At 58.2% G+C, this 19,572-nt stretch carries 21 protein-coding genes and 1 other annotated feature; of the genes, 13 read left to right on the top strand and 8 right to left on the bottom strand.

The genetic code is table 11. From position 1 onward, the window contains the following. The first annotated feature begins 49 nt into the window (after positions 1-49). The 4 genes from ACZ5FM_RS06915 (at position 50) to arsK (ending at position 4,000) form a co-directional block, all read left to right on the top strand. Positions 50-607, top strand: a complete 558-nt coding sequence (locus ACZ5FM_RS06915; RefSeq protein WP_464040120.1) for a DUF2569 family protein — start codon at positions 50-52, stop codon at positions 605-607. Between the two features lie 61 nt (positions 608-668). Further along, positions 669-724: a sequence feature (sul1 is cis-regulatory element that is thought to sense ions involved in sulfur or methionine metabolism; They are found in Alphaproteobacteria), on the top strand. Positions 725-801: 77 nt separating this feature from the next. Further along, positions 802-2,289, top strand: a complete 1,488-nt coding sequence (locus ACZ5FM_RS06910; protein ID WP_464040119.1) for a SulP family inorganic anion transporter — start codon at positions 802-804, stop codon at positions 2,287-2,289. A 149-nt stretch (positions 2,290-2,438) separates the two neighbouring features. Then, complete coding sequence (locus ACZ5FM_RS06905) at positions 2,439-2,780, top strand: ArsR/SmtB family transcription factor (protein WP_259146461.1); 342 nt, start codon at positions 2,439-2,441, stop codon at positions 2,778-2,780. 20 nt (positions 2,781-2,800) lie between these two features. Then, positions 2,801-4,000: an arsenite efflux MFS transporter ArsK gene (gene arsK / locus ACZ5FM_RS06900; protein ID WP_464040118.1), complete on the top strand. Its 1,200-nt coding sequence runs from the start codon at positions 2,801-2,803 to the stop codon at positions 3,998-4,000. An 80-nt stretch (positions 4,001-4,080) separates the two neighbouring features. On the opposite strand, the gene arsH is transcribed toward arsK, so the two are convergent. The 6 genes from arsH to ACZ5FM_RS06870 form a co-directional block, all read right to left on the bottom strand. Continuing rightward, positions 4,081-4,809: an arsenical resistance protein ArsH gene (arsH, locus tag ACZ5FM_RS06895; RefSeq protein WP_464040434.1), complete on the bottom strand. Its 729-nt coding sequence runs from the start codon at positions 4,807-4,809 to the stop codon at positions 4,081-4,083. Beyond that, entirely contained in the window at positions 4,784-5,206 is a 423-nt protein-coding gene (gene arsC / locus ACZ5FM_RS06890; protein WP_464040117.1) for an arsenate reductase (glutaredoxin), read from the bottom strand. The genes arsH and arsC overlap by 26 nt, the downstream gene beginning before the upstream one ends. 15 nt (positions 5,207-5,221) lie before the next feature. Continuing rightward, positions 5,222-6,268, bottom strand: coding sequence for an ACR3 family arsenite efflux transporter (gene arsB, locus ACZ5FM_RS06885; RefSeq protein WP_464040116.1), 1,047 nt, complete (start codon positions 6,266-6,268; stop codon positions 5,222-5,224). Between the two features lie 189 nt (positions 6,269-6,457). Continuing rightward, on the bottom strand, positions 6,458-6,811 hold the full coding sequence (locus ACZ5FM_RS06880; protein ID WP_464040115.1) for an ArsR/SmtB family transcription factor: 354 nt from the start codon (positions 6,809-6,811) through the stop codon (positions 6,458-6,460). A 661-nt stretch (positions 6,812-7,472) separates the two neighbouring features. Further along, positions 7,473-9,437 (bottom strand): DKNYY domain-containing protein, encoded by a 1,965-nt coding sequence (locus ACZ5FM_RS06875; RefSeq protein WP_464040114.1) that lies wholly within the window; start codon positions 9,435-9,437, stop codon positions 7,473-7,475. Between the two features lie 71 nt (positions 9,438-9,508). After that, positions 9,509-10,672 carry a hypothetical protein gene (locus ACZ5FM_RS06870; protein WP_464040113.1) on the bottom strand — a complete coding sequence of 388 codons (1,164 nt, stop codon included), beginning with the start codon at positions 10,670-10,672 and terminating at the stop codon, positions 9,509-9,511. A 360-nt stretch (positions 10,673-11,032) separates the two neighbouring features. Between ACZ5FM_RS06870 and ACZ5FM_RS06865 the strand changes: the two genes are divergently transcribed. The 9 genes from ACZ5FM_RS06865 to ACZ5FM_RS06825 all read left to right on the top strand — a co-directional run bounded on the left by ACZ5FM_RS06865 (position 11,033) and on the right by ACZ5FM_RS06825 (position 17,906). Next, on the top strand, positions 11,033-11,452 hold the full coding sequence (locus ACZ5FM_RS06865; RefSeq protein WP_464040112.1) for a hypothetical protein: 420 nt from the start codon (positions 11,033-11,035) through the stop codon (positions 11,450-11,452). Positions 11,453-11,457: 5 nt separating this feature from the next. Continuing rightward, the gene (locus tag ACZ5FM_RS06860; protein ID WP_464040111.1) at positions 11,458-11,694 is read left to right on the top strand and encodes a hypothetical protein; all 237 of its coding nucleotides are present in this window, start codon (positions 11,458-11,460) and stop codon (positions 11,692-11,694) included. 3 nt (positions 11,695-11,697) lie between these two features. Beyond that, positions 11,698-13,383: a portal protein gene (locus ACZ5FM_RS06855; RefSeq protein ID WP_464040110.1), complete on the top strand. Its 1,686-nt coding sequence runs from the start codon at positions 11,698-11,700 to the stop codon at positions 13,381-13,383. Further along, on the top strand, positions 13,383-13,736 hold the full coding sequence (locus tag ACZ5FM_RS06850) for a hypothetical protein (protein WP_464040109.1): 354 nt from the start codon (positions 13,383-13,385) through the stop codon (positions 13,734-13,736). The genes ACZ5FM_RS06855 and ACZ5FM_RS06850 overlap by 1 nt, the downstream gene beginning before the upstream one ends. Then, positions 13,720-14,451 (top strand): hypothetical protein, encoded by a 732-nt coding sequence (locus tag ACZ5FM_RS06845; protein ID WP_464040108.1) that lies wholly within the window; start codon positions 13,720-13,722, stop codon positions 14,449-14,451. The genes ACZ5FM_RS06850 and ACZ5FM_RS06845 overlap by 17 nt, the downstream gene beginning before the upstream one ends. Positions 14,452-14,454: 3 nt before the next feature. Next, positions 14,455-15,495 carry a major capsid protein gene (locus ACZ5FM_RS06840; RefSeq protein ID WP_250982539.1) on the top strand — a complete coding sequence of 347 codons (1,041 nt, stop codon included), beginning with the start codon at positions 14,455-14,457 and terminating at the stop codon, positions 15,493-15,495. Between the two features lie 81 nt (positions 15,496-15,576). Then, positions 15,577-15,987: a Bbp16 family capsid cement protein gene (locus tag ACZ5FM_RS06835; protein WP_464040107.1), complete on the top strand. Its 411-nt coding sequence runs from the start codon at positions 15,577-15,579 to the stop codon at positions 15,985-15,987. After that, a complete protein-coding gene (locus ACZ5FM_RS06830) occupies positions 15,980-16,264 on the top strand; it encodes a hypothetical protein (protein WP_464040106.1) in 285 nt (94 codons plus the stop codon). Before ACZ5FM_RS06835 ends, ACZ5FM_RS06830 begins: the two co-directional genes overlap by 8 nt. 415 nt (positions 16,265-16,679) lie before the next feature. Next, the gene (locus ACZ5FM_RS06825) at positions 16,680-17,906 is read left to right on the top strand and encodes a hypothetical protein (protein WP_464040105.1); all 1,227 of its coding nucleotides are present in this window, start codon (positions 16,680-16,682) and stop codon (positions 17,904-17,906) included. A gap of 52 nt (positions 17,907-17,958) precedes the next feature. Here ACZ5FM_RS06825 and ACZ5FM_RS06820 read toward each other — a convergent pair whose 3' ends face one another. Further along, positions 17,959-18,708, bottom strand: coding sequence for an SDR family oxidoreductase (locus ACZ5FM_RS06820; protein WP_464040104.1), 750 nt, complete (start codon positions 18,706-18,708; stop codon positions 17,959-17,961). Between the two features lie 89 nt (positions 18,709-18,797). Further along, positions 18,798-19,361, bottom strand: coding sequence for an ATP-binding protein (locus tag ACZ5FM_RS06815; protein ID WP_464040103.1), 564 nt, complete (start codon positions 19,359-19,361; stop codon positions 18,798-18,800). Positions 19,362-19,572: the final 211 nt, after the last annotated feature.

The raw sequence follows: 19,572 nt of genomic DNA, 5'->3' as shown, positions 1-19,572 counted from the left end.
TTTATTCACGGTTGCAATAGATGGTTGCGCTGATAATTTCGGGGGAATCATGGGCGCTTTTTCTATCTGGCACTGGATCATTCTGCTGGCCATCATTGGCGGCATAGCGGTGATTGTCAGAAAATCGCGTAGCGCGCGAGCCACGGACAATACGGCCCCCACCAAAGGCAACTCGGAGCTTGAGGGTATTGGCGGCTGGTTGGTGGTCTTGCTGGTGCTGCAGACGTTGGGCATTTTGAACATCGTACTTTCGGCGCATCTAAATTTCAAAGGTTATGACGGACTGTGGGACGTTCCCAACATAAGCTTTGTCACTTTTACCGACGTTGCCATGAACATTGTACAGCTGGCGCTTGGGTTGACCGTTCTTTGGGCGGGCCTCAACAAAAAGCGGTTCTTCGTTGATCTGTTTTTCTATCAATGGCTGTTAACGCCAGTGCTGTTCATCCTCGGCCTCGCCATTGCCGGTAGCCTGCTGGGCGGTGGTTTTTCCGATCTGTTGACCGTAGGCGAACTCCGCGAGCTGTTTCCGCAGGTCTTCTTTGGCGGTCTTTGGGTCTGGTACACACGCGCCTCAGTGCGTGTGAAAAACACCATGGTGAACTGACGGCCGGTCTGCACACGCTTTGTTGCATCCGCCCGTGATCCACGCTAATAAAACGCATCCACAAGGACCCGGTGAAATTCCGGGTGGCTCTTCTGGCCGCCGATCCGCCAGACAACACAGCAACGCAACTTCATCATTGTTTATGGACCCGACTTCGGTTTGGCCCGTTGCCCCTTACTGTGAAAACCAAAATCATGATCAATTTTTCAGCCTACCGTCGGGAATGGTTCTCGAACATTCGTGGCGATATTCTCTCCGGCATTGTTGTGGCGCTTGCGCTTATTCCAGAGGCTATCGGCTTTTCCGTTATTGCCGGCGTTGACCCACGCGTTGGCCTTTATGCCTCGTTTGCCATTGCCTGTGTGAGCGCCATTACCGGCGGCCGCCCGGGCATGATTTCTGCCGCCACCGCCGCAACCGCCGTGGTTATGGTGACGCTGGTGAAAGAACACGGCCTGCAATATCTGTTTGCCGCCACCATCCTGATGGGCATCATCCAGATCATTGCCGGGCTTGCCAAAATTGGCCGGGTAATGCGCTTTGTTTCCCGCTCCGTGATCACGGGTTTTGTCAATTCGCTGGCCGTGCTGATCTTCATGGCGCAGTTGCCGGAGCTGATTGGCGTGCCTGTTGCCACCTATGTGATGATTGCCGGGGGACTGGCCATCATATACCTGTTTCCTTACGTCACCAAGGCGGTGCCCTCGCCGCTGGTTTCCATCGTCATCATTACCCTCATCGTGTGGTTTACCGGCATGGATGTGCGCACGGTGGGTGACCTTGGCGCGCTGCCCGACAGCCTACCTCACTTCATGATACCGGATGTGCCGTTTACGCTGGAAACGCTGCAGGTCATTTTCCCATACTCCATAACGCTTGCGGCGGTTGGCCTGCTGGAAAGCCTGCTGACGGCGCAGATTGTTGATGACATGACCGACACGCCGAGCAACAAAAGCCAGGAATGCCTTGGCCAGGGTGCCAGCAACATAGCGTCCGCCTTTATTGGCGGCATGGGGGGCTGCGCGATGATTGGCCAGTCGGTCATCAACGTGTCTTCCGGCGGGCGTGGCCGCCTTTCCACTTTTGTGGCCGGTGCGTTTCTGCTGTTTCTGATCGTGGCGCTGAATGACCTGGTGCGGATTATTCCGATGGCCGCACTGGTGGCGGTTATGATCATGGTTTCGATCGGCACCTTCAAATGGCGCTCGGTGCTGGACCTGCGGAAAAACCCGCTTTCCTCCTCCATCGTGATGCTGGCGACAGTGGCCACGGTTCTCATGACCCATGATCTGGCCAAGGGCGTGATTGTGGGCGTGATGTTGTCCGGCATTTTCTTTGCCGGAAAGGTCGCCAAACTGTTCAGCGTCAAGGCGTCACCGAAAGACGCAAATGGCACCGTAACCTATACGGTTGAAGGGCAGATTTTCTTTGCCTCGGCGGAGAGTTTCATATCCGCATTCGACTTTGCGACACCGGCCGACAAGGTGAAAATCGATGTGAGCCAGGCGCATCTGTGGGACATTACCGCGGTTGGCGCACTGGACAAGGTGGTGATCAAATTCCGTCGCAACGGCACGGATGTCGAAGTTATCGGCTTTAACCGCGCCAGCGCCGACATGATTGACCGCTACGCCCTGCACGACAAGGCGGAGCGCGAAGCGGCCAGCGCTTCGCTGCACTAAACCAAGTGGCGGTTTGAGAGATGAAACCGGGGCGGATTTCGCCCCGGTTTTTTGTTTCCTGAAATTGCTTGAGCCCAAGCCGTCGGCCACTTGCCGAAGACCATCATCTTCGCTAAACCTCATTTCAATAGTTCAAGGATTATTGAAAAATGGAAGAAATGCAGGCGCTGGCCGCATTCGGGGCTTTGTCTCAGGAAACACGGCTGAAGATTGTGCGAATGCTGGTGGTGGCTGGGCCTGAGGGCATGGCAGCCGGAGCAATTTCCCAGCAGCTGGACGTATCGCCCTCCAACCTGTCCTTTCATCTCAAAGAGCTGGATCGCGCCGGGCTGATTGCGCAACAACGCGAGGCCCGTTCCATTATCTACACCGCCCGTTTTGATGCGCTGGGCGGGCTAGCGCGGTTTCTTCTGGAGGATTGCTGCGCGGGAAATCCGGATATTGCCGGGTCGTTCGAGCAGGCCCCAGTCTCTAATTCCAACGACTTATAAACCGGCGAAGGAACAGGTCATTGGCCGCAAACAAGGTTCCGGCAGGTGTTGTTTCTGCCCTTGGTGTCACGCAGATCGTCGGTTATGGCACCCTTTACTACTCCTTCAGCATTCTGGCGCCGGCAATGGCGAGTGATTTGGGCATAAGCCTGGAACAGGTGTTTGCGATCTTCTCCATTGCCCTGTTCATTGGCGGCCTGTCTGCCCCGTTCATTGGCAGGCATATGGACCAAATTGGTGCGGCAAGCGTGATGACGCTGGGCTCTACCCTTGCAGCGCTGACCCTTGCAGCCTGCGCATGGTCGCCGTCCGTTGCAATTTTTGCGCTGACGATCGTGCTGATGGAGGTGTTTTCAGGCATGGTTCAATACCAGGCCGCCTTTGCAACGCTTGTGGAAAGCCAGCCCCGCACAGCCTCGCGCAGCATCACCTACCTGACCCTTGTTGCCGGCTTTGCCTCCACCATATTCTGGCCGATTGCCGCCATGCTGACGGCCTATCTATCCTGGCGGCAAATCTATGTGGTTTTTGCCGTTCTGAACCTCACCGTGTGTATGCCGTTACATTACTGGATAAAACGAAGCGGAAAGAAGGACGACCAGCAGAACAGAATAGGAAACGGAGCCGCAGTGCCCGGCGCGCTTGCGCCGGAGGCCCGCAGGCGTGGCATTGTGCTGGTTTCATTCGCCTTTTCGCTGACCGGTTTTACCGTTGCGTCCATTCTTGCCCATATGGTGCCGATGCTTGGCGCAATCGGCCTGGGTGGCGCCGCGGTGGCAATAGGCGCGCTGTTTGGGCCCGCACAGGTGCTGAGCCGCCTGATCAACATGGTGTTTGGACAACGTTTATCACCACCGGCCCTCGCCATAACCTCTGCCAGCTTTATCGTGCTGGGTGTGATTGTGCTTGGCCTGTCTGGCGACTGGTTGCCCGGCGCTGTAGCCTTTGCAATCTGTGTTGGGCTTGGTTCCGGCATCAACAGCATCGCGCAAGGCAGCTTGCCGCTTTATCTGTTCGGATCTGCCGGTTACGGCGCAATAACCGGCAAGATGGCCGGTGCGCGGCTGGCAACAGGAGCAGCGGCACCATTTTTATTTGCCGCCGCCATGGACCGAATTGGAACCACCCTCTCCCTGTTTGTGATATCAATGATTGGCGTGCTTGGCATCATCGCCTTCATGGCAGTTGCCGCATCTGTGCGCGACAAAAGCACCATCTGACAGGCGGCTGGAGCGACGGTTGGGCGCGCACCCCGCGCGCCGGCATCTGAACAGATCAGGTGCCGGCTGACACTGTTTGCCTATATTGACTTCAGCGACACGCGCTTTTCCAGCTCCAGCGCCTGTTCCTTGCGCTCGCTGTAACGGTCAGTCAGGTAGGACGAGGCATCCCGCGTGAGAAGCGTGAACTTGACCAGTTCTTCGCAGACATCCACCACCCGGTCATAATAGGACGATGGTTTCATGCGGCCATCGGCGTCAAATTCCTGATAGGCTTTGGCGACCGATGACTGGTTGGGAATGGTGATCATGCGCATCCAGCGGCCGAGAATGCGCATCTGGTTGACCGCATTAAACGACTGGCTACCGCCGGACACTTCCATGACGGCAAGGGTTTTGCCCTGTGTGGGGCGAATGGAGCCAAGCGACAAAGGTATCCAGTCTATCTGCGCCTTCATGATGCCGGTCATGGCGCCGTGCCGCTCCGGGCTGACCCAAACCTGGCCTTCGGACCACTGCGTCAAATCCCGCAATTCCTGCACCTTGGGGTGGCTGACCGGCGCTTCATCCGGCAATGGCAGGCCGGCGGGATCAAAGATTTTGACCTCGCAGCCCAGTTCCGCCAGCAGGCGGCCAGCCTCTTTCGCCAAAAGGCGGCTGTAGGACACCTCGCGCAGCGAGCCGTAAAGGATGAGAATGCGCGGCTTATGCGTGGAAAAGGCCGGACGCAGGGCATCAAGATCTGGCTGATGAAGATGCGGCGCCTGCAGAGCGGGGAAAAGATCAGACAAGGCGCTTTCCTTCCTGATCGAGAACCTGTTCGCCGTCCTCCTTAAAAAAGGCGCCGGTGAAACTGTCCGGCAGGATGTCCAGCACCAGTTCGGACGGTCGGGCGAGCCGTGTGCCCAAGTGCGTGACGACAAAGGGGCGGTTGATGAGGATGGGATGCTGCAGCATGGCATCCAGCAAATCACTGTCGGTCACATCTGGATTATCCAGCCCCAATTCGGCGTAAGGCGTGCCCTTCTCTCTCAACGACTGACGGACGGTCAGGCCAGCGTCGGCGATGAGCTTTTCAAGCTGCTGGCGCGATGGCGGGTTGCTGAGATAATCAATCACCTCTGGTTCAATGCCGGCAGCGCGGATCAAGGCCAGCACGTTGCGGGACGTGCCGCAGGCTGGGTTGTGATAAATTTTGGCGTCCATGATTATGTCCTTTTTTCAAGCGTTGTTTCTGCTGACGGCGGGCGAAGCCTCGTACCAGTGTTTGCTGCGGTTTACGGCCCAGACGACGGTCAGCATGACCGGAACCTCGATGAGCACGCCGACCACGGTTGCCAGTGCCGCGCCGGAGTGAAACCCGAACAGGCTGATGGCCGCGGCAACCGCAAGCTCAAAGAAGTTGCTGGCACCGATCAGCGCCGATGGGCCGGCAACGCAATGGCGCTCGCCCACCAGACGGTTCAAAAGATATGCCAGCGCCGAATTGAAATAGACCTGAATGAGAATGGGAACGGCCAGCAGCGCGATGATCATGGGCTGCGCGATGATCTGCTGCCCCTGAAAACCAAACAGCAGGACAAGTGTAACCAGCAGGGCAATGAGCGACAGCGGCTGCAGCCTAGCAAGTGTCGCATCCAGCGCCTTGGTCGTTCCATCCCGCGTCAAGCGGGCACGCAGAACCTGCGCGATGATAACAGGCACAATAATGTAAAGACCAACAGACAGAATGAGCGTGTCCCACGGCACGGTGATGGCCGACAGGCCCAGCAGCAAGCCGACAATGGGCGCGAAAGCCACAATCATGATCGCGTCATTAACGGCGACCTGAGACAGCGTGAACAGCGGTTCACCGCGTGTGAGGTTGCTCCACACAAAGACCATCGCGGTACAGGGGGCGGCTGCAAGGATGATAAGCCCGGCAATATAGGAATCGATCTGATGACCCGGCAGATACGGCCGGAACAGCCAGCCGATAAACAGCCATGCCAACAGTGCCATGGAAAATGGTTTAACCGCCCAGTTGATAAACAGCGTGACGCCGATGCCGCGCCAATAGATGCCGACCTGCGCCAAGGAGCGGAAGTCGATCTTGATCAGCATCGGGATAATCATCAGCCATATCAGAATGGCGACGGGCAAATTGACCTTGGCGACTTCCAGCGCGCCAACGAAGTGGAACACGCCGGGCAACAGATGGCCAAGCGCGACACCAACGATGATGCAGAGAAAAACCCAGATGGTGAGATAACGTTCAAAAGTCGACATCAGGCGGAGTTTCCGGAGTTGTTATGTGGGCCACAGCAAAGAGCGTGACCCGGTGAAAATGAACACACGGCCATGAGCGCCGCGGTGACGGCGCGCGGTGATTTTTGTTGGGTCCTCGTCGTCAAAACGCGTGAGGTGATTTTCGGTGAGATTGTTCGAACGCAGCAACCCGAACCGTATAACCCCTGCTCAGCATGGTTTTGCCTCTGGCACGCAACAGGGTGTCAGCTCGGCAATCAGCGGTGCGCAAAGCTCGGCAGAACCGCCACAACAATCTTTCAGGAGAAACAGGGTCAACTCTTTCAAACCTTGCAGATCTGCCCGGTAAATGATCGAGCGGCTGTGCCGCTCGCCCCGCACTAGCCCGGCCCGCGACAGGGTGGCCAGATGGGCGGACATGGTGTTTTGCGGCACCTCCAGAAGACGCGCCAGCTCACCGGCCGGAACGCCTTCCGGCTCATGCCGGACAAGAAGACGAAATGTGTCCAGCCTGGTGGGCTGGGCCAAGGCGCCAAGCGCCGTAATTGCCAATGTGTTATCCATATATCCAGATTATTGGATATGTTCGGGTGGAGTCAAGGGTGATTTGTTGGGTGCGCCGACATGATTGACCGCTACGCCCTGCACAACAAGGCAGAACGCCAAGCGGCAAGTGCCTCGTTGCACTAAGGCATTTCACATTTTGAGAGATGAAACCGGGTGCAAGTCGTCCCGGTTTTTTTGTGCGTGGTGGCGTAAGTCTACAAAGAGAGCCGACAACCGCTTAGATGATTGAGTTAACTTACTTATTCCCAAATCCGAAAAAACGTTCTTACTAATGAACTCAAGCATCTTCCTGCTCTTGAGGGTAGTCGGCTGCGATTGAGCTGACCCAACCGTAGCGTGCTGGGTGATTGGTCCCTGCGCAAATTGATTGGCCCTCGGTCATGTACACACTGGCGCCACGATGAATACATGCTCTAATAACAACCTTCCGTGGATGGTCGATGTCGGCTTTGGCCGAACTAATGTAAGCGTAAAAGTGTGGGTGGATCGCCTTTACAGACAACTTCGGTCCTAAAATGCGATCACATAATTCCGAACTTAGATTTCTGCGAGATCAAGGTTGGGCCCAAGCTGTCGCCAGCGCCGGATTTGAACGGATGCAAGACAACCCGATGGCGCCGCTCTGAGTGAGTGTCCGTCATAGGATCGGCTACAAAGTTCAAGTGCTTCTATCCTCTAACGCAAGAGGCGTTCGGTATACGGACGAGCCCGACACGTGAAACCGGGCCTGTTTATCCTGGACGGCATCGCCGCCATCGGTCGAGATGGAGGCCCGATCAGCCTCATGGCAGACGAGAAGAGCGTCGTCTGTCAATGCATACACGTGGTCGTTGTCGATCGCGAAGCACCTGTTAAGGAACCGGAATGCCGTGGGATCGAGGCCGGGGACGGGCTTGCGGTAGCGACTACCGATCAGCATGTGACCGCTGGCGTCGATCAGTACCTCGTCGTGCACGCCGCGCGCTGTACCGCCGTCCACTTTGCCGGGCCGCACGACGGGCTTGCCGCGATAGAGCAGGACTTGGCCCATGCGGGCGAAGGCATGGCCGAGCGCCGTCACGGAGCCGGGATCGGCGATGTCTCGCTTCCGTTTCCCTTCGACGATAAGACCCTTCGCGTCCCGAGCATAGGCACCACCCAGCACTTCGAAGCTCTTCAGGTCGGCCTTGACGACCGCGAGCGCCGGCATCGGGGCTGCGCTGTCGAGATAATAGGCTTGCCGGCTGTCTTTGAACCAGCCTCTGGCGATCGTCACGAAGCTAGCAGGATCGCTGTCTTTCACCGGCTCCTGCCCGTAGGCCTCCAGTCCCGGCAGAAAATAGCGAAGCCCGTGCCGGTCCCCACCGAATACATCGACGATGGGCCGGAAGCTGGTATGGTCGAAATGGTCGAGCGAAACCCATTCGCCGTCGTCCGGCCGACGCGGCCTGATCAGCACCCGCTGGCCGTCGCTGAAGAACGCGCCGCCGAGTGGCCGCGGCTCCAACGTCTCGGTTTGCCCGGCATCCTGCCGCGCCTTCTCCCTGTGCCACCACGTCCCGTCCAGCTCCGGACGGGCGTCAAAGTAAATTCGCCACTGCTCGAATGCGGCCGAGACGGATTGCGCCTTTCCTGCCCAATAGGGTCGATCCTTGTCATAAGCTAGGTATTGGCCGGCTTCCGGGGCGCAGGTGAAGCTCGCCCGATCGGCCTCCGGGATTGGCTTGTTTTTGAAGTAGACTCGATCCTTGTCGGCGAAATATAGCCCCTCGTCGCCAATAGCCTGGAAGGTCGACGGATCGGCACCTTCGATCGTCATGCCAAAAGCATAGACGTTGCGGCTATCTCTGGCGTAGTCACTTCTCTCGATATGCAATCGGGACGTCGGCCCGCGCCCGAAATCATAACCGACGATCTCGAACGTGCCGGGATCTACGGTCGGCAGTCGCAGATTGGTGATGTAATAACCGGCGGCCTTGTCTGCGGCGTAGCGTTCGTTGAGCACTCTAAAACTGTCGGGATCAGCGTCGCGCGCCACGAACCAGAACAGTGTGGTCTGCGTCTCTCCCTGTCCGTAGATCCGCTTGTCGTCACGAAACCAGCGCTCGCCCAGTTGGCGGAAACTGAGAGGATCGATGTCAGAGAGCGGAATACCCTTGCGATCACAGATCGGCGCGCCGTCGACGCGGACATGCACGCCGTCATGGACGTAGCGGATGGTCGGCATGCGCCGCTCGCCCAGGTAACGTGCGATCCACGTGGCATCCGCGAAGGGACCGATGTGCGGGTTGGCTTCTACTCTGAGCCGGAGCCTTGCCAGTTCGTCCCCCATGCTGAAAGGCTCGGCCACGGGCTGACGATTCGGGCTGTTTGCCGTCAGGTGCTCGAAAAGACCCCGATCCTGCTCGGGAGGTTGGAGCCCGTCCCGCCGATACGCCGAAGCGACCCAGCTTGTGCTCGCGAAATGGAGCTGGGCATAACGCTCGTGACACGCCCTCCAGCCTTCGGCGTCGATACCAAGACGTCCAAGCACTTCGGTAGCCGGATGCCCGGCGTCGAGAAACAGGCTCGCCGCATACCAATGTGCATATGCGAGTGGAAAAAGCTTATCGGGGCCGGCCGGATGTTCGGATTGAGCAGTCAATGTGCAATGCTCCTTCAAAAATGGCAGCGTATAAACTTCGAGACTGTCGCGAGGAGGTCGGGCCCCGATGTCTACGGCTGCGGTAACAGTACCTCCTGCCGCACGATGTCGTAGACCGTGAGGCCCGGCAGGCGGGAGAAAAAGGCGTTGCGATTGGCTTCAGATGTCCAGGCCGACCACAGCGTGAGTACGGAAAGCCGGCCGTTGTGCCAGACGACGGTTGCTTCAATGTCGCCGACGTCCTTGCCTTCTCTGTTCTCAACCGAAAACCGGAAGGTGCGCGAGGCGATCCCCTGTTCTGCCAATGCGCTATCTTCTCCGCTCGCTAGCAGCACCGGTGCCCGCCCATCCGGGGTCTGCTTGACGAAATAATCCTTCACGATCGCGGCTCCGGACGTTTCGAGATCGGGTTTCTCCTTCATGTTCTGGACGAAGAGCCAGACCGCCCCGACATCTTTCCCATTCCTGCGCCTGACCATATGCAGTTCCGCAGGTAGCGGGCCGCGGAAGTCGTTGATGGGAATGTTCCACCCTTTCGGGATGAACAGCCGGATTTGCTTGTCACCAATACGAAGCGGGGCCGTCTGCAGGTCCTCTCCGAAGCTTGATTGCTGACCATTTTCCCAAGAAAGGTTGTCAATGAACGAAGCTGCGTATTCGTCAGCTCGACGCACCAGATCATCTGCTGCTTCTTCGCCTTCTGCGCCAGTCACATCGACGATGAAGTAGATGCCCAGTGCCTGCTGCGCGCGGGCGAAGCAATAGCCGAGGGCAGCGCTGTGCGGCTTCCCATTCTCAGCCTTCTTGGCCAGAAGCTTCGCTTCAGTCAGATCTGGTTCGGTTCTGAAAATGCGTATCGTATACCCGAGTGCCTCCACGTCGAAAGAGCAGACACGTAATGCTGTGGCGGGAGCCTGGAGGCTGTAGCCAACGATGGTCGTCTCGACTTCCAAATCGCCTTTCCCAGACGCGACTTTTCCAATGACCTTCGCCTTGCCGATGGTGTTCGGCTCAGTTGGCTCCATTGGCACGGTCGCCACCCTCGAATCGTGCGGGACCGTGGTTTTAAAATTCAGTGCTGGCGATGAAAAATCGAACTCTTTAGGCACCAACGCGCTGTCCTTGGACGATGTATCGTCAGCTTTAACGATGGCGGTTCCTGCCGCCATCATGGCTAGAATCAAAATCTCGAAGATCGTCCTGGCAAGGGGCTGCCTCAGCTTTATTCTGTTCATCTGCTTCCTTGTTCCTGCGGGCTACCGCCTCCATTTCTTACGATGTCGATAACTTCCCGATGACTCACCAATTACTCCTTATCAATCGGCGGCGGAACACGGAAAGGTCGCGGCCAGCCCTGACGTTACCACGCGCGGCAACCGAAATCCTGCGGCCGTCATCGGATGCGTACACATCATCGCCCATACACACGCTGCTTCGCTCGAATACAATCTCCATCGCATGCTCTCCACCAATCGCTGTAAACGATCGATAAGTGACAACTCCTGAAGTCCAGATTAACGCCCCCATTCCAACCTCACAACCATTGACCGCTAACACTCCACCTGATGGCCGAAGTGGCCGGTGGAGCGGGATTTATGGATTACGGGCAGGTCAGTGAAAATGGTCAGACTGAAAACGGCCAGACAGGCAACAGCAGCAACATTGATATAAAATTCAAAAGCCCGGTTGCGGTGCGTGACGTGCTGGCGGTGAGTATTGCCCGCCAGCAGAGTGCCGCCGCCAATGGCCGGTTGTTCTGCGTGATGCTGTTTTGCGTCTGCCTACTTTTGTGGCTGTTCAGCCCCGATAATTTCTTCCTGTGGCTTGCCATGTTTTCCACCCTGCCCGTTGCCGGTGCTGCGGTGGCTGACAATCTGGCGGCAAAATCACCAGCAAATCTCCCAAAATTTTCATCCGGGCAGCGGGCGCATGGCGCCCTGCATGCGGCCCTTTGCGGCATCAATACCGGCGTGCCGGTTGCCGTGTTCATCCTTATTCTTCTCAACATTGGATAACGCTCATGTGCATGTTCAAGACCCCGAAAACCCCGGCTGTTCAGGCGCCGCCGGAATACGCGCAGCAGAAGACGCCGGATTACGCCGTGGGACAGAGTTCTGCAGCGCGGCGCACCTCCGACCGCATTCGTGGTTCTGCCAGCACCATTCTGACCTCCGGTACAGGCGTTGGCACCTTTGCCAACACGCTGTCACCGACGCTTTCCGGCATGGATGGCAAAAAGACATTGCTTGGAGCCTGAGACATGGCAGACACCCGCCGAACCGACGAAAGCCAGATTGCCTACCACCGTCGCCGCCTGGAAGAGCTGAAGCAGCTTCGCCAGCCTTGGGAAGCGGAGTGGCGGTCGCTGGCCGATTACATTGAGCCGACCCGGTTGCGCCTTGGTGGCGACCGCGAGGGGCCGCGCACCCGCGCCAAGATTATTGACAGCACCGGCACACATGCCTGCGACACGCTGAAGTCCGGCATGCATTCCGGCCTGACCTCGCCTGCCCGGCCGTGGTTCCGGCTGACGACCTTTGATCCGGGCCTCAAAAAAGTAGATGCGGTGAAGGCCTATCTGGCCGCCGTGCAGGACAAGATGCGCGAGGTGTTTGCCGCCTCCAACCTCTACCGCGCCTTCCATGTGGGGTATGGCGACCTTGGCCAGTTTGGCCAGTCGGTTGCCATTCTGGTGGAAGACGAGGAAACGGCTATTCGCGTGCAGCAGCTGGTGCATGGCCGGTTCTGGCTGGCGCGCAACCACAAGGGCCGCGCGACGACGCTGTACCGGGTGTTTCGCTGGAACGTGCAGCGCATTGTCGAGCGCTTCGGTTACGAGCAGGTGCCGCAGCGCATTCGCGGCCTGTATGACACGGCCAAATATTCCGAATGTTTTGACGTCTACCACGCCATTGAGCCGCGTTACGACCGTGACGAGACGATGCGTGACAAGCGCAACAAGCCGTTCCTTTCCAATTACTGGGTGGATGAAATCGGCACCGAGCTTTTGGAAGAAAGCGGCTTTGACAGCAACCCGATCATTGCGCCGGCCTGGGAGCTTTCCGACGACGACCATTATTCCCTTTCACCGGGGCAAAAGGCACTGGCCGACATCAAGATGTTGCAGCTGGAGCAGATGCGCAAGCTGGAAGGCATCGACAAAAAGGTGCGCCCGCCGATGAACGCGCCAACCTCCATGCAGAACAGCCCCAACTCGCTGCTGCCGGGTGCTGTGAACTATGTTGACGACCCCGCTGGCAAGGGTTTTCGCCCGGCGATGGAAGTGAACCTGAGCCTTTCCGAACTGCGCGAAGACATCCGGGAAACGCAGATCCGCATTGACCGGACGTTTTTTGCCGATCTGTTTTTTGCCATTACCAACATGGAAGGCGTGCAGCCGCGCAACCAGTTTGAACTGACGCAGCGCAAGGAAGAACAGCTGCTGCAGCTGGGACCGGTGCTGGAAAACGTGTTTGGCGACCAGCTGGGCCCAACCATTGACCGCACCTATGACATTCTGGTGGCACGCGACGAACTGCCGCCGCCACCGGAAGAGTTGCAGGGGCTGGAGCTGAAGGTGGAATATATCTCCACCCTGGCGCAGGCGCAGCAGGCGGTTTCGACCGGACCGATTGAGCGCGGCGTGGCCTTTATTGGCCAGCTGGCCGGGGCACGGCCGGAAGCGCTGGACAAGCTGGATGCCGACGAGGCCATTGATCTTTACATCGAGGCAATCGGTGCGCCGCCGTCGATGATCCTTGCCGATGACAAGGTGGCGGCGCTGCGTGAACAGCGCGCGCAACAGGCGCAGGCGCAGCAAAGCGCCGAAATGGCCGCGACCATGGCACCGGCGCTGAACCAGGGTGCACAGGCCGCAGAACTTTTGGCCAGCGCCAATGAAAACCCCAATGGCAACGCGCTGCTGCGCCAGCTTGGACTAGGCTAATGGACCATTTTAACGAACAACCATCTCACCACCATACCCCGGAGCGTGATGAAATCACGACGGCGTTTCGTGACGTCTTTGCCCTCGATGCCGGCAAGCGTGTGCTGTTCTGGATGCTGGAACAATGCGCTGTTTACCGCGATGCCTATTCCGGGGAACTGACCAACGCAACGAACTACATCCTCGGCAGACAGGGGGCCGGGCGAACGCTGATCGCCAAGCTCGATAGCATCGACCCCACCATGTACCCGAAGCTGTTGCTGGCGATCGCTGATTTCAAGGAAGCAGAAAAGGTAGCGGCGAAACGCCGTGCCGACAGCGAGGAAGGCGAAGACTATGACGTTGATGCGTAACAGGTGGCTGGGCCGCGCCGCATTGCTGTTCAGTGCCGAAGGCGACAGCTTTGGCGGCGGTGGTAACGAGGCCAATGCGCCCTCACCCGAGGCCGTGCTGTTTCCCGATGATAAGGCCAATGCGGCTGATGACTTTGATGACGACGATCGCGACAATGATGACGGCGATACATCAGATGGCAATAGCGACAACGCCACAAAGGATGATGCCGCCAAAAACCCTGACGATACGGTTCCCGATGACGGCAAATATACGCTCACCATGCCTGACGGCGTGGAGGTGGACCAGGAACTGCTGGATGCGATGGGCAGCGACTTCAAGGAACTGGGCCTGACGACGCGCCAGGCGCAGCAACTGGCCGACAAGTTCATTGAAACACAATCACGGCGTGGTGCGGCGCAGGCTGAAAACTGGGCCAACCGTGTTCAGGGCTGGGCTGACGAGGCCCGACGCGACCGCGACATTGGCGGCCACAAATGGCAGGGCACGGTTTCCAGTGCCCAGCGCGCACTTTCCACGCTCGGCACGCCCGCCTTGAGGGAATACCTCAACGCCAGTGGCGGCGGCAACCATCCCGAGCTTATCCGCATATTCGCAAAGGTCGGATCGATGATCCGGGAGGACAACCCACCAACGGGAGGCGCAGACGGCGGGGGCAGAAAGGCCGAAACCGCTCACCTTCTTTTTCCAAACGACGCACCGAAGGGCAAATAACACATGGCTATCATTGGTAGCACCGTACCTACCCTCATTGACGCCCACAAAGCCTCTGGCGAGGGCATCGTTCTTGAACTGCTGGCGCAGAACAATCCCATCCTGAAAGATGCGATTGCCACGCAGTGCAACCTCAAGGGCATTCACCGTCACTCCATTCGCACCGGTCTGCCGTCCGCTGGCTGGGGCCGACTCTACAAGGGTGTGCAGAAATCCAAGAGCACGCTGCAGCAGGTGGATGACACCACCGGTTTTCTGGAAGCGCGCTCTGAAATCGACACTCGCCTGTTGAAGCTGGCGCCGGACCCGGCCAAGCAGCGACTGGTGGACAGCGCCCCCTTCCTGGAAGCGATGAACCAGGAAATGGCAACCGGCCTTTTCTACCACGACACGGACAAGACGCCCGAGAAGTTCAAGGGGTTTGCACCGCGTTTCAGCGCCTACAACAGCAACATTCCCGACCCGACTCGGCCGAATGCCGCCAACCAGGTGATCAATGCCGGCGGCACCGGTGGCGACAACACCTCCATCTGGTTTGTGACATGGGCAGACCATGCTGCATCCCTGCTCTACCCCGAAGGCACAAAGGCCGGCGTGGAAGTGATGGACAAGGGCGAAGAGCCGGTAAAAGACGATGACGGCAACACCTATTACGCCAAGGTCACCGCCTTTGAATGGCACATGGGCGCCTTCGTGAAGGATTATCGCTACATGGCGCGTATTGCCAATATCGATGTGTCCGAGATGATGGCCGGTAATGTCGACCTGTGGAAGCTGCTGCGACAGGCCTATTACCGCCTGTACATGACCTACGGCATCAACGCCAAGGGCGGCCGCACCGTGTGCTACATGAACCGCCAGGTCATGGAAATTCTCGACGAACAGTCCACCGACCGTGGCCTGACGACGGGACGCGCCAACACCGTGCCGCTGAAATCTGCGACGCTGGAGGGCGAAGAAGTGACCACCTACCGCAACATTCCAATCCGGATTGCGGACTCGCTGCTCAGCACCGAAGCGCCTGTACCGGCAGTAGCCCTGTAAACGCACCCGTAAGGCCTGCCGCCAATGGCGGCGGGCACCTTCTCCTTTCCTTTGCTTTGACACCTATCACGGGGAAAACGCATGATTTTCGATACACAGAGCCTGCTGTCCAATGCGCAGGCGATTACTGCCACGGCAGCCTCGACCAACATTCTCGACCTTTCACCCATTGCCGGCGGCGTTGTACGCGATGTTGGCCAGGGCAAGCCGGTGCGACTGCGCCTGCAGGTGGTGGAAGATTTCAACAACCTGACAACACTGACGATTGCGCTGCAAACCGATGATGCGCCGGCCTTCGCCTCGCCCAAGGTCGTGTGGTCGCAGGCCGTGCCACTGGCAGAGTTGAAGGCGGGCAAGGTCGTTCTGCCGGACTTTCTGCCGCGCGGCACGGCGGAACGGTATGTACGCCTGAACTACACGGTGACAGGCACGGCGCCGACCACCGGCCGCATTACCGCCGGTGTGACCATGGGCAACCCTTCGAATGGTTAAGGTGGTTGCCAACACGCGTGGTTACATTGACGGGGAAATCCGCGAAACCGGCGAGGTTTTTACGATTTCCGACGCGCTTTGGCAGGATGAAAAGCGCCGCCCGAAATGGGTGGATGCCGCTGATGCGCAGCCGGTGACCGTGCCACAGACCACAAGGGCAAAGTCGAAACCGAAGCCAGCACCCGCGAGAGCCGAACAGCCGCAGGGCGACGGCGTTGCCGAAGCGCTGGGCGGCCCGCCACCGGACTGGCTGCCTGCGCAGGGTGACGACAGCTGAGGCACTAGTGCCTGCAGACACAGTTCCATACGGGCGGCTTGTTTGTTCAAGGCCGCCCGTTTCTGTTGAAGCCCGTGTTCTCTACGAGCACGACCGCGAGTGTCAGAGAGCACAATCGCCGTCGTCATTCTCGCCCTTGTGGAGAGAATCAACCACGTTGCATATCAGGCACCGGCTTGGATCCTCGCCTCAAGGGCGAGGAGGACGATCGTGAACGCGGCGCCCTTGCGAAGACAATCTATTCACCTCGCATATCAGGCACTGGCTTGGAGCCTCGCCTCACGGGCGAGGATGACAATCGCGAGCGTAAGCAATGATTTACCCCTGCCGCAGAAATTCCCGCCACGGCTTTGCCTGGTCTTGCGATTTTATGCGCGAGGCCGTACCACACAACCGGGAATAGAGGGGTCTGGGCATGGAAGAATTCGCACGCGAGCTGCTTGAGCTCAGCATGTTCATGAGGATTTTGTGGTCGTGGCCCGTGATGGTGTTTTCAGCTTGGGCAATCCTTGCGATAACAAAACCGACATGGAAAATTGGCGGTGGCGCCTATTTCTTCGGCTGCTGTCTGGTCTTCGTCATACTTTACGCCTCTACCCTGCTCTTCCTGCCGGAACAGATGGCAATCGAATATGGCTATGCCCATGTTATCGTCGGAACACACGTTGCCATGATGGCGCTCGCTGGCGCTGTGGCCGGCCTGTTTTCGGCAGCGCGTTCCCGCGATGCCTACGGCGAAAATGACCGATGGCTGATGGGCCTGGTACCCGTTGCCAATCTCGCGCTTGTGTTCGACAAAGGTCAGGAAAAAACCAAGCCGATTGACGACACGATTTTAACAAACATCATCATGACGCTGGCCGGTTTGGGCGTTTTGATTTCTGCGACGCAGCTGGATCGTATTGCCGAGAAGCGTTTCGAACAATTCGAGTTCAGTCTGGTGCTGCAGGCCGCACAACCGCCGCCACCGCCGCCTCCGCCGCCTCCGCCGCCAGAACCTCAAACACAGAGCGAAGCGATACAAGCGGCCCTGATACGTTATGCGGCATCCCGCACCATTCCACAAAACTTCGACAAAAACGTTAGGCTGACCGCCGTTGTAGCGGATGGTTATGCCCTGATTTATCGCTACCGGATTGGGAACGACAATGAGGCCGAGCGGCAGCAATGGCAAGATTTGACGGAATTTACCTGGTGCAACGCAAACGACTATAAAGAGCTGTTTGCATTTGGCGCGACTTTGCAAGGCGAGCTGCTGGACCGCACAGGCAATATTGTGCGCAGTGCCAATGCCGACGCCGTGGGGTGCAACCTCGACAAACTGAAAATCGATGCCGAAATGACAGAACGTGCCAAGGCGGAAAAAACCTTTGCCACCACCAATGGCGCGCTGGGCATATCTGGTGCGAGCTATGCGAACCGGGTTTATACCATCAAGATATTTTCCCCTGATCCTGTGCCGGCTCTGGCAAAGGACGTGATGCGCAAAAACTGGTGTAACCGCGAAGAATACAAATCGATGCTTCTCAAAGGCGTGACCATTCGTGGCGCATTTGAAACCAAAAGCGGACGTCCCTTGGAAACGGTTGACGTCAATGTCATTGAATGCGGAATTGCCGGCGATATTAAGCCCAGCAATTAAGCGAAAACACCGCCACGCCAGGTGGCGGTGTTGTTTCAGGTGAAGTGCGGCCTCACTTCACCGCCGCATTGCCACCATCGGCAAACAGCGCCGAGCCAGCAACAAAGCTGGCCATGGGGCTGGCCAGAAACAGCGCGACATTGGCAATTTCTTCTGGTTGGGCGATACGTTTCATGGCGTGCAGACCGGCTGCCCATTGTTTTTGTGCCTCATCCCCGGCCATGGCCGTATCCACCCCGCCGGGCAGCAGCGCGTTCGCCCTGATGCCGTTCACCGCGTAGTCGGCTGTAATGCCCTTTACCAGTCCCATCAACCCGGCCTTGGCGGCGGCATAGACCGCCATGCCCGGCAGGCCAACGCTGGTGCCGACAAAGCTTGAGGTAAAGATGAGCGACCCGCCGCCCCGCGCCAGCATGGCCGGGATCTGAGCGCGGCTGGCGAGGAAAGCCGAGGTCAGTGTCGTGGTGATCGTGTCCTGCCATTCCGCGACATCAACCTCGGCCAGCGGTTTCAGAGGCCCAATGGTGGCGGCATTGTTAAAGGCGATATCGACGCCGCCGAAAGACGTGATGGCCTGCGCAACCAGCATTTCGTGGGTTTGCTGTTGGCCAACATCCCCCGCCACAGTGACCACCTGACCGCCTTTGGCACGGATTTCATCCGCCACCGCCTCCAGCGCCGGTGCGTGCCTGGCATTCAGCACAACGGCGGCACCTTGCGCGCTGAACAGCATGGCAGCGGCGCGGCCAATGCCTGACGATGCGCCGGTGATGATGGCGACCTTGTTTTCTAACATGCCCATGAGAGACCTCCTTGATTGGGAGGTTTGCTTATAGGAGCGGCCAAGTGGCCTCAGCCACCCGATCCTTGCGCGCGGTCAGAGTTTGGGTGTCACACGGTGTTCTTCAGCGCCTGCGTCACCTGCGCCATCAGTTCTGCGGTGGGCAAGGCACCATCAAGGCGCAGAATCGGGGCGGATTGTTCTGCCAGCCATTCCTCATGCTGGGCAATGTTGCGACCGGAAAAGGCCGGGTCATCGTAACGGGACGCCCAATCGCGAAATGCCATGTGTTGAACATGCATGTCGCCGTCCGGCAGAATACGTGCGCCATAACGGGCGGCCTCGCGTGCATCCAGCCGTTGTAACCGTATATGCGTGGGCGTGTGCAGGAAAAGGATGAGATCGACATCGCCAAGCATGGCATTGCCCCAGCCCATGCACGACCCGGTCAGCACCCAGCCATTGCTTTGACGTTGCTGCGCCTGAATGAGCTTTACCCGGTCTTGAGGCGGGCGTTTGGTGGTGAATGGCGGATCGGTCGGCATCCAGTAGAAATCATCGACATCAAATTGCGGCACGCCGTAATGCGCCGACAGAGCGGACCCCAAGGTGGAGACGCCCGAGCAGGATGCGCCGGTCAGATGAATACGCGGGCGGGTATCGTGCGGGTTCATGGGCATCTCCTTCATCATTCGACAGCGGGATTTTTCAGGACGGTGCTGCATGTAGCGTATTGGGGCCGCGGGCTCAAGAAACCGGGCACAGGACACGCCACGCCACGCGGGCGTGACATGCACACCAAACAAAAGTCACCCCGCGTCTCCAAGGAGATGCAGGGTGAAAGTTGTGCTATGAACGACTGTAATGTACTGCCAGGAAAAAATG

The organism is Agrobacterium sp. 5Ca50, from assembly GCF_055381905.1.
The sequence above is the reverse complement of the archived record's forward strand: the minus strand, read 5'-3'. Positions and strand labels throughout refer to the sequence as shown.